This is a genomic window from Kordia sp. (genome assembly GCF_045105435.1).
Classification (GTDB): Bacteria; Bacteroidota; Bacteroidia; order Flavobacteriales; family Flavobacteriaceae; genus Kordia.
Map to the genome: position 1 here is coordinate 1 of NZ_JBGCDL010000247.1, position 7,577 is coordinate 7,577.

The following is a 7,577-nucleotide window of genomic DNA, read 5'->3' on the forward strand; positions in this document are numbered from 1 at the left end:
CATTCCATCTGGAACGGTAACTATTGGAAACGGTGCTTTTCTTGGCAATCAAATCGCTACTCTTACGCTACCTAATACCGTAGATCTCATTGATCGTGAAGCTTTTAGAAACAATCAATTAACGAGTTTGGCTATTCCCGCGGGAGTTGTTACAATTGGAAGAGGTGTTTTTCAAGATAATATGCTTACAAATGTTACATTTCCTGCTACTGTAGAAACCATTGATACTGATGCTTTTCGTAACAATCAATTTGTAAATATAACATTACCTACAAATTTAACTACGATAGGAGCAGGTGCTTTCAGAGACAATCAGTTGACATCTATTGTAATTCCTGATGGTGTAACAGAAATTAACTCGGTAGCGTTTCGAGACAACGATTTGGTCAGTGTTACACTTCCAGCAAACCTACAAATTATACGAAATGATGCCTTTCGCAACAACGAAATAGAAGCTATTAGCTTTCCTGAAAGTTTAACAATTTTAGAAAGTTTTTCTTTTCGAAATAATAAACTAACAAGTGTTGCAATTCCTGCAAATATTACCACAATAGCAGCAAATACATTTAATAGTAATTTATTAACAAGTGTTACCATTCCTTCAAATATTACAAGTATAGGAAATGATGCTTTTAATGGAAATCCGTTAGCCAACATAATTGCAGATAGCGCAACACCAGCTACCATTACGGCTTCAAGTTTTGGTGCGCGTGGTGCTATTAATGTGACCATTATTCCCGATCAACAAACCGTTATAGACGATTATGTTGCGGCAGGTTGGACAGGTTTTGGAAGTGTGAATGGAGAATTTCAAATAGGCGCACAATTTACAGTAGGAGACCTTCGATACGAAGTAACAGCATTAAACCCAAATACGGTTAAAGTTTTAAATAGAGTAACTACAACACAAAATATTAGTATTCCTGAAACAGTTACAACAGCAGGAACTACTTTTGACGTAACTGCTATTGAAAACAATGCGTTTCAAAATACAGATATTACAAATGTCGTTATCGGAAATGCTATTGTAACAATTGGAAACAATGCTTTTCAAAATGCTCCAATAACAAGTATAACGCTACCTGCTAGTGTAACTACAATTGGCATAAATTCATTTTCTACAGTTACCTTAGAACAGATAGAAGCTTTAGGAACCACACCAGCAACTATTGACGATACTTCTTTTGGCGCGCGTGAAAATATAGCGTTAACAATTCCTTCTGGTAATGAAACTGATTATTCAACTGCAGGTTGGACCGGATTCTTTACCATTAATGGGAATGGACTCGCGGTTGGAAATACATTTACGGTAGATGCAATTCGTTATGAAGTATTAACCTTAACACCAAATACATTATCTGCTATTGGACGAGATGGAACAGTACCGAATGGCGATTATGTATTTCCAGAATTAATAAGTAGAGGCGGAGTTGATTTTACCATTACAACCATTGGAAACTCAGCGTTTAGAAATCAAGGAGTACAAACTATAAGTTTACCAAGTACGGTTACTACAATAGCGTTTCGTGCATTTAGAGATAATGGTTCATTAAGAAGTACAAATATTCCTGCAAATATTACATCTATTGGAGGTGAGGCTTTTTTTAGTACTGGATTAACTGAAATTATTTCAGAAAGTGTAAATCCGCCAACCATAAGTAATGGTGCTATTAATAGACGAAGTAATATCAATTTATTCATTCCACAAGGAACAACACAAGCCTATATAGATGCAAATTGGACAGGTTTTAAATCGATTATTGAATCAGGAACTTTAGTCTTAGAACCAAAAATATACTTACAAGGCGCAAGCTTAAACCCAAATACAGGTGAAGAAACGCTAATGCGAGACGACTTACGAGTTGCAAATCTAATTCCAACAACGTCGCCGTACGGTGATGGTGTAACCGTTGATGTTTCAGTATTTAACGCAACAGGAGAAGATGCCATTGTAGATTGGATTTTTGTAGAACTACGAAGTGCTACCGATAATACAAATATAGTTGAAGGACGTTCTGCATTACTCCAACGCGATGGAGATGTAGTGGATGTAAACGGAACAGGTTTATTACAATTTACATCACCACTTGGCAACTACTTTGTAGCCATAAAACACAGAAACCATTTAGGAATAATGACAGGAAACGTATTGTCACTAACAGGAATTCGCAATGCAGTCGACTTTACAGACGCAACCAATCAAATTACCTTTGGTACCAATGCACAAACGGACGCAGGAATGCCAACTGATACCGTAGGAATGTGGTCAGGAAATGTAAACGGAGATAGTTTTGTACAATATTTGGGAGGAACACCAGATACGACTGCGATTTTATCAGCAGCGTTAAACGATCCAGGAAACTTTTTAAACTTTTCTACATTCATCATCAATGGATATAGTGATAATGATGTAAATATGAGCGGAACGACACAATACGAAGGTGGGGAAGCAGATTCACCACTTATTTTACAAAACGTATTAGCGCATCCAGGAAACTTCTTAAACTTTAGCACCTTTCAAATACACGAGCAATTACCCAATGATAACTAAACAAAGTGTCGTTAAAACAAAATTATTTTCCTTTTTAAAGGAGTTTTTTCCCGCTTAGGGAGTTTTAATAGGTGTCACAATAACAAATAAGTACCATTGTACTATCATTAAAAAATTATGGAAGTAAAACAAAAAATAAAACGTATTGTAATTTTCTTTTCACGATCAATGAATTGAATTTAGATGGCGAATGCAAAGCGATTGTCACCTGTCATAACGACAATTGACTTTGCTTTTGCTATCACTAAAGAACAAATACAAAATACTATAGTTTTACCAACACATTACAAATACAACTACCAGAAAAAACAAGAACAATTATCAGAAACTAAATATTAAATTTCAAAATTATGAGTAAAATTACCTTGACAACAAGTCTGTTTTTGGCAATCTATTGTCTATTCACAGCACAAATGAGCGCACAAGATGGATACACGTACACACTAACTGACAATGGAAATTACAGTTTTTCAATAGCAGCAGTTCCAAACGCAAGTGCATCAAACTTTGCGACCTCTGTACAAAGTTACGGATTTACAATTCTAGTGCCAGACGGAGTTACTGCAACAATAAGCTCTTCGTTAGGTGGAGCTGCAGGCGCTACTTTTTTTAATGGATCAGATGTTGGACAACCAACTATTGACGGATACTTAATTACTGAAACCTTAGGAAGTCCGGCAACATTGCCAGCGCCATCCGCAGGAACCACGACGCCAATTGTAACGATTCAAATAAATGGTGCGCCAACAAGCGGAGTACTTGAAATATTAGCAAACGATTCTGCATTAGCAAATGCCGTAACGCCGTTAAAAAGTTTTATGCAAGCAGATATGATTGATGACGGATCGGCTGCATTTAACAATGTGGTAGACCCAAATACTTCTGGATTATCAGGAATGTCTTCGTTTGACTTTTCTACACTTTCCGTAGATGAAACGCTGCTAGAAAACCTTTCTGTATATCCAAATCCTGCAACTACTATCGTAAACATTCAAAGTGGCGAAACGCAAGTGCAAAAAATAGAAATTTATACGATGAGCGGACAATTAGTACTATCCGAAGAAAATAATTTAGAAAAAATACAGATCAATCAACTGCAAAGCGGAATGTATATGATGCGATTATACGCTGAAAATGCAAGTAAAACTGTAAAGTTGATCAGACAATAAAAGCAATCAGATAGTAAAACAAAACTTTATCAGAATAATATAATTTTAGTTATATGCTATTTTACTAATAAATTGCCCCTCTATTATTATTTTGGTAAAGGTTTTACTGTCAAATAAAATACAATTAAATACAAATATTTTGCGTAAATTCTAAAATGTTTTTAATTGTAGTCAATTTGAATTCATTCACAAGAAAATAAAACGCAATCATAAAGGTCAAAAAAGACATAAAACTATGATTTTTAGAAAGTCTGAAAATATCTAAACAATACGTAATGATTCCTAAAATACAATATACAAAAAGCGGAAATTTGAACATTGCCTATCAGGTTTTTGGTTCAGGACCAATTGATTTAGTATACATTCCAGGATGGGTTTCTAACATCGATTGGATGTGGGCGTGCCCTGAATTGGTCGATTTTTTTCAAGAACTAAGCAAAGTTGTACGTATTATTCTTTTTGATAAAAGAGGAACAGGACTTTCGGATCGTATTGTAGAACTTTCTACGCTAGAAGAACGCATGGAAGACATCAAAGCTGTGATGGACGCCACAAATTCTAAAAAAGCCATTCTTTTTGGGCATTCGGAAGGTGGAAGTGTTTCTGCTTTGTTCAGTGCAACTTATCCAAACAGAGTCATTGCATTAATGACCTTCGGAATTTTTGCAAAACGAAGATACTCCGAAGATTATCCGTGGGCACCAACAGACGAAGAACGTCAAAAGGTATATGACATGATTGAAAATGATTGGGGAAGTGGAGAAATGAACCTTGAAACGTTAGTGCCTTCCAAAGCCAACGATCGAAAATTTATGGGTTGGTTGGCAAGTTACTTCCGATCTGGTGCAAGTCCGAGAGCAGCATTAAAACTCACCAAAATGAATACGCAGGTAAACATCATTGATATATTGAGTTATATAAAAGTTCCGACATTATTAATGCAACGAACCAACGATATTGATGTCAAAATTGAAGAAGGTAAATTTATTGCAGAACGCATCAAAGGTTCAAAATTTGTAGAATTTGATGGCGACGATCATCTTTTTTGGGCAGGAAATACGCGCGAAGTATTAGATGAAATGAAAACGTTCATTTATAAACTTCCACCGAGTGACGAAGTGCATAAAAAAAGGCTATCAACTATTTTATTCGGACAAATTATTACGGCTTCCAATTTCAGCATAAAACCACAAATGATAGAAGAGTTTATTCTACAAAATGAAGGGAACATTATAAGCAAAGACAAAAAGTTTTTCATTGCAGCTTTTGAAGTACCAAGCAAAGCCATTTATTCAGGAATAAAAATGCTGAACGATTTTAAGTCGAAAGAAATACCATTTTCGGCGGGTATTTATATGAAAGATAGTATTAAAAACTATAATGAACCTACAAGCACTAGAGATGATTATATGATTGCTTCAATTTTGTCACTCATAAAACCAAACAAAATTTTGGTGACACAAGCAATCAAACATTTGCTGTCGGGCGTTGTGTTCAACTTTTCAAAAGACACATCTATTTTAACCTATAAAACGCACGAAATTTGTAAGTTATACAGTGTGACTGATAAAGCGAATACAGAAGTAAAAACATCATTTCCGTATGGTTTCTCAAAATATGATTCTTTTCTTGAGGACGTTCTCAAAATTATTGATGAGCATTTAGACAACAATTCGTTTGGTGTAGAAATGCTAACGCGAGAAACGGGCGTAAGCGAACGAAAATTACAAAGGCGTATTAAAGAAACAACGAGTAAATCGCCAAGTCAACTCATTATGTTTATAAGACTCAACAGGGCAAGAACGGCATTATTAGAAAACAATGATACGGTGGCGGAAATTGCATTCAAATTTGGATTTTCGAGTCCGTCGTACTTTTCAAAATGTTTCAAAAAAGAATTCGGAATTCGTCCAACGGAAGTATTTAGTTCAAAATAAATAAGTGAATTTTTAAGGAAAAAAACAGGACACTATCTAAAGATCATTTACTCAGTAACTAAAAAAAAGAAAAATAACACTATAAAAAATGCGTCAAAATGTCGGAAAATTACCAGTAAAAAGCGGTATTGTTACAGATAAGCAACCAAAATGAAGTTACATTTACCATGCAAAGTGCTTTTTCAATAAGAATGTAGCATTTAATAGAAAAAGCCTTGTAAATGCTGGGTATACAACCAAATAGCAACATGTAAATAACTTCCTTTTTAAGGCTGATATTTCCGTTTCACACAATTTATTAAGTGTATATTCAAAAAACAGTAGTTAATTTACTCAACTTTTAAATGATATCTTTACTATTGTATAAATACATCTAATAAGCTCAATTTTACAAGTATTAGTTGATTACAAAAAAGCAAAAGACGTTTGATTTAAAAATATAACAATAAACCTAAACTAAGAATTAAATTAAAAACAATGTATCGAAAATTAACATTATTAACCTTGTCATTAGTTGTTGTTACATTATACAACTGTACTACAAATACTATTGACGAAGGTGACATCGAAGATTTACCTCCAATTGTTGAAGTGGTTACCTTTGATGATGACGTAGAAGCCATTATCAATACAAATTGTGTTGGTTGCCATAGTGGACCTAATGCAAATGCAGGTTTACAACTTACTGGATATGCAAATGTAAGAGCTGCCGCAGAACAAGGAAACTTAGTAAACCGTATAAACAACGGTTCTAACCCAATGCCACCATCAGGACAATTACCACCAGCAACGCGCCAAATCATTGATCAATGGGTTGCAGATGGATATTTAGAAAATTAAAAAAGAACAACACCTAAAATAACATAAACAATATGAAAAAAATATTATACATGTGCATGTTTCTTGCAGTTGGAACTGTAGCGGCACAAAAATATTACACCAAAACAGGAGAAACAAATTTTAAAGCTTCTGTAGAAGCATTTGAACCTGTAGAAGCAAAAAGTAACAGTACAACAGCTGTATTAAAAGTAGATTCGGGTGAATTTGCCGCATTATTATTCATCAAATCATTTCACTTTAAAGTGGCGTTGATGGAAGAGCATTTCAACGAAAACTACATGGATTCTGATAAATTTCCAAAAGCGACTTTCAAAGGAAAACTAGAAGGTTTTAACATGGCAGACTTATCAAGTACAGCCAAAGAATACAAACTTGTAGGAACCTTAACAGTAAGAGGAGAAACGAAGCAAGTTTCATCAACTGCCAACGTATCTAAAAACGGAGACAAGGTAATGGTAACATCTGCACTTTCTGTAAAACCACAAGAATTTGGAATTGATATTCCAAGTATCGTACGCGAAAAAATAGCAAAAGAAATTAACATCAGCATGAATTATGAGCTTATCGAAAAAAAATAAGAAAAGACTACTCATTGCCTTAGTTGTATTAACTGCTGTTGGTATTGGAGGATATTTATACATCTACAAAGCACACAAAACGCTAGATGATATGGAAGTTGCTTACAAAGGCGATTCGCAAGGATTCTTAAGCAAAGTGGAAGGAAATGTGGATGAATGGATAAAAGGAGATAAAGTTGCTGAGGTAACAGGTGTTATTACGGCAAAAGATTCTATTGGGGTTTCTGTAAATGAAACCATCTATTTTCAATTAGAAAAAGGAACCAATACAGACAACTTGGCAAAAGGTCAAAAAATAAAAATAAAAGGAAGAATTATTGGGTACGATGATTTGTTAGAAGAAGTAAAACTCGATAAAGCTATCATTCTCAAAAAATAACACAAATGAAACACTATTATATATTAGCAATATGTTGTTTATTCAGCATAGGAATGCATGCACAAGATGATTTATTAGACGAATTAGAAGACGATGCAATTCCAGAAAAATTTGAATCACCTG

At 34.5% G+C, this 7,577-nt stretch carries 6 protein-coding genes; all 6 read left to right on the plus strand.

Annotated elements, in window-relative coordinates; translation table 11 throughout:
* On the plus strand, nt 1-2,551 hold a 2,551-nt coding region (locus AB8B65_RS12545), incomplete at its 5' end, for a leucine-rich repeat protein (protein WP_405301399.1).
* Nucleotides 2,552-2,901: 350 nt separating this feature from the next.
* Nucleotides 2,902-3,720 carry a T9SS type A sorting domain-containing protein gene (locus AB8B65_RS12550; protein ID WP_405301400.1) on the plus strand — a complete coding sequence of 273 codons (819 nt, stop codon included), beginning with the start codon at nt 2,902-2,904 and terminating at the stop codon, nt 3,718-3,720.
* Nucleotides 3,721-3,995: 275 nt separating this feature from the next.
* Nucleotides 3,996-5,657 (plus strand): alpha/beta fold hydrolase, encoded by a 1,662-nt coding sequence (locus tag AB8B65_RS12555; protein ID WP_405301401.1) that lies wholly within the window; start codon nt 3,996-3,998, stop codon nt 5,655-5,657.
* Between the two features lie 477 nt (nt 5,658-6,134).
* Entirely contained in the window at nt 6,135-6,497 is a 363-nt protein-coding gene (locus AB8B65_RS12560) for a c-type cytochrome (protein ID WP_405301402.1), read from the plus strand.
* Between the two features lie 32 nt (nt 6,498-6,529).
* Nucleotides 6,530-7,075: a YceI family protein gene (locus tag AB8B65_RS12565; protein ID WP_405301403.1), complete on the plus strand. Its 546-nt coding sequence runs from the start codon at nt 6,530-6,532 to the stop codon at nt 7,073-7,075.
* On the plus strand, nt 7,053-7,454 hold the full coding sequence (locus tag AB8B65_RS12570; protein WP_405301405.1) for a hypothetical protein: 402 nt from the start codon (nt 7,053-7,055) through the stop codon (nt 7,452-7,454). The genes AB8B65_RS12565 and AB8B65_RS12570 overlap by 23 nt, the downstream gene beginning before the upstream one ends.
* Nucleotides 7,455-7,577: the final 123 nt, after the last annotated feature.

Coding starts and splice junctions, on each gene's coding strand:
- AB8B65_RS12550 (WP_405301400.1), top strand. CDS start 2,902: ATGAGTAAAATTACCTTGACAACAAGTCTGTTTTTGGCAATCTATTGT.
- AB8B65_RS12560 (WP_405301402.1), top strand. CDS start 6,135: ATGTATCGAAAATTAACATTATTAACCTTGTCATTAGTTGTTGTTACA.
- AB8B65_RS12570 (WP_405301405.1), top strand. CDS start 7,053: ATGAGCTTATCGAAAAAAAATAAGAAAAGACTACTCATTGCCTTAGTT.
- AB8B65_RS12565 (WP_405301403.1), top strand. CDS start 6,530: ATGAAAAAAATATTATACATGTGCATGTTTCTTGCAGTTGGAACTGTA.
- AB8B65_RS12555 (WP_405301401.1), top strand. CDS start 3,996: ATGATTCCTAAAATACAATATACAAAAAGCGGAAATTTGAACATTGCC.